The organism is Cellulomonas sp. IC4_254 (assembly GCF_011603975.1).
Lineage (GTDB): Bacteria > Actinomycetota > Actinomycetes > Actinomycetales > Cellulomonadaceae > Cellulomonas.
In genome coordinates, this window is sequence record NZ_JAANNB010000311.1 from 1 (window position 1) to 2,647 (window position 2,647).

A 2,647-nucleotide genomic window follows, 5' to 3' on the forward strand; every position below is an offset into this window, starting at 1 on the left:
GACCGGGCCGCCGGTGCCTAGGGCCGGGCTGTCCCGCGAGGCCGTCGTCCGGATCGCGCTCGACCTCGTGGACGCGGGCGGGCCGACCGGGTTCGCCGACCTCACCCTGGCGAAGGTCGCGGCCGAGGCGGGGGTGGCGACGCCCAGCCTCTACAAGCACGTGGGCTCGCTCGCCGCGCTGCGCCGGGAGGTCGCCGTGCTCACCGTGCAGGACCTGACGGCCCGCCTGGTCGACGCCACGCTCGGGCGCTCGGGACCGGAGGCGGTCCGGGCGCTCGCCGGCGCGATGCGGGAGTACGCGCACGCGCACCCGGGCCGGTACGCGGCCGTCCAGGTCGCCCCCGACCCGGAGGACCCCGAGTCGGCACCTCTGGCCGCCGCGGCCGCGCGCACCGTCGAGGTGATCGCCGCCGCGCTGCGCGGGTTCGACCTGCCGGAGGAGCGGTCGGTCGACGCGGTGCGGGCGGTCCGCGCGGGGGTGCACGGGTTCGTGGCCCTCGAGCTCGGTGGCGGGTTCCGGATGCCGCAGGACCGGGACCGCAGCTTCGACGTGCTGGTCGGGATGCTGGTGGCGGGCGTCGCGGCGCTCGCGGCCGACGGAGCCGGGGCGGCGGGCTGATCCGGGCCGCCGTGCGCGTCTAGGGTGGGCGCGTGGCCGAGCTGAAGACACCCCGCGAGATCGAGGCGATGCGGGCGGCGGGTGCCTTCGTGGCCCGCGTGCTGAGCAGCCTGCAGGACGTCGCCCGGGTGGGCATGACGCTGAAGGAGCTCGACGCGCACGCGCACCGGCTGATCGACGACGCCGGCGCGCACTCCGTCTACCTCGGTTACCACCCGTCGTTCGGCGCGATGCCGTACCCCGGCGTGCTCTGCACGAGCGTGAACGACGCGGCGCTGCACGGCCTGCCGTCGGAGCAGGCGCTCGCGGACGGCGACGTGCTGAGCATCGACTTCGCCGCCCAGGTGAACGGCTGGGTCGCCGACTCCGCGCTGACCTTCCAGCTCGGCACGCCCGACCCCGACGCGCAGCGGCTGATCCGGGTCACCGAGGAGGCGCTCGCGGCCGGGATCGCGCAGGCGCGGCCGGGCAACCGGATGGGCGACATCTCCGCGGCGATCGGCGAGGTCGGGCGCGCGGCCGGGCTCGGGATCAACGCCGACTTCGGCGGGCACGGGGTCGGGCGCACGATGCACGAGGAGCCGCACGTGCCGAACCTCGGGCGCCGCGGGACCGGCCTCAAGCTCAAGGCCGGCCTGGTCATCGCGATCGAGCCGTGGTTCATGGCCGGCGGCGACGGCTACGTGATCGACCCCGACGGCTGGACCATCCGCACGGCCGACGGCTCCCGGGCCGCGCACGCGGAGCACACCGTCGCGATCACCGCCGACGGGCCGCTGGTCCTGACCGCGCGCAAGGGCTGACCCCGCCGCCGACCCGACGCGCGGCCGACGTCCGGCGTTCACCCCGGCGACGCCGTGCGGCCAGCGCCGCCGGGCACCGTGTGACGGACGCCCGTCGCGGTCGCACGGACGCCTGGACGGGCGGGGGCGGCGCACGCTCGGGGGAGGTCGGGCGCCGCCCCCGCCTCTCCGCGTCCCGGCGGCGCGGGCGGCGCGGGCGGCCGGCCGGTCGCGTCAGGCGCGCAGGTGCGCCCACTCCTGCGGGTTCACGGTCAGCCACTCGGCGAGCGACTGCGCCGGCCGGCCCGACAGCCGGCGCACGATCGGCGACGGCGTCGCGAGCTCGCCCGCGGCGATCGCCGTGTACGACGACACCCAGCCGTCCACCTCCCACGGCTCCGCGGCGTAGCCCGCGCGGGACGCGTACGCCTCCTCGACCGTCTCGGGGTGGTAGGTGATCTCCCGGCCGGTCGCCGAGGACAGCACCTGGGCCGCCTCCGCGAGCGTGTACCCGCTCGGCCCGGTGACGTCGTAGACCGTGCCGTCGTGCGCGTGCGCCCGCTCGTCGAGCAGGACGGCGGTGGCCACGTCCGCGACGTCGTCGTGCGCGACGGCCGCGACCAGCCCGTCGCCGGCCGGCCCGCGGATCACGCCGTCCTCGCCCACGAACCGCACGACCGCGTCGTGGTAGAGGCAGTCCCGCAGGAACGTGAACCGCAGGCCGGACGCGCGGATGTGCTCCTCGGTGGCCCAGTGGTCGCGGGCGAACGTGAACGTCGCGTCGGGAGCCGCGCCCATGAAGGACAGGTAGACCACCCGCTCGACCCCGGCGTCGACGGCGGCGTCCACGGCGGCGCGGTGCTCGGTGACCCGGTCGGCGGACTCCCGCCCGGACACGAGGAACACCGTCCGCGCGCCGGCGAACGCCGCCCGCATCGACGCCACGTCGCGGTAGCCCGGGCTCAGGGCGACCTCCGTCTCGGTGCCCGGGATCGACGGAGCCCGGTCGGCGGAGCGGACCACGAGGCGCTGGTGGGCGCCCTCCGCGGCGAGCCGGACGGCGAGCCGCCGGCCCACCCGGCCCGAGGCGCCCGTCACCACGATCAGGTCGTCGTCCATGCGTCTCCTCCGCACCGGTCGGCCCGCCGGGCGCGTGCCCCGGCAGCAGCGACGGTAGCGGGCGCGGGACCGGTCGGCGACGGGGATCCGCCGCAACCCTGACGCTGCGTGAGAGTACGATCCCGTC

Annotated in this window: 3 protein-coding genes; 2 read left to right on the forward strand and 1 reads right to left on the reverse strand. The window is 77.2% G+C overall.

What is annotated here, in order from left to right:
• Both G6556_RS18210 and map read left to right on the forward strand, forming a co-directional pair.
• Positions 1-619 (forward strand): TetR/AcrR family transcriptional regulator (locus tag G6556_RS18210; protein ID WP_240934717.1); only part of this gene is annotated, 619 nt, incomplete at its 5' end.
• A gap of 32 nt (positions 620-651) precedes the next feature.
• A complete protein-coding gene (gene map / locus G6556_RS18215; protein WP_166944483.1) occupies positions 652-1,422 on the forward strand; it encodes a type I methionyl aminopeptidase in 771 nt (256 codons plus the stop codon).
• Positions 1,423-1,635: 213 nt separating this feature from the next.
• Here the strand turns inward: map and G6556_RS18220 are convergent, their stop codons facing one another.
• Complete coding sequence (locus G6556_RS18220; protein ID WP_166944485.1) at positions 1,636-2,520, reverse strand: SDR family oxidoreductase; 885 nt, start codon at positions 2,518-2,520, stop codon at positions 1,636-1,638.
• Positions 2,521-2,647 lie beyond the last annotated feature (127 nt).

What these genes read in the sequence shown, in the direction of transcription:
- G6556_RS18220 (WP_166944485.1), bottom strand. Translation starts at nt 2,520, where the DNA reads ATGGACGACGACCTGATCGTGGTGACGGGCGCCTCGGGCCGGGTGGGC.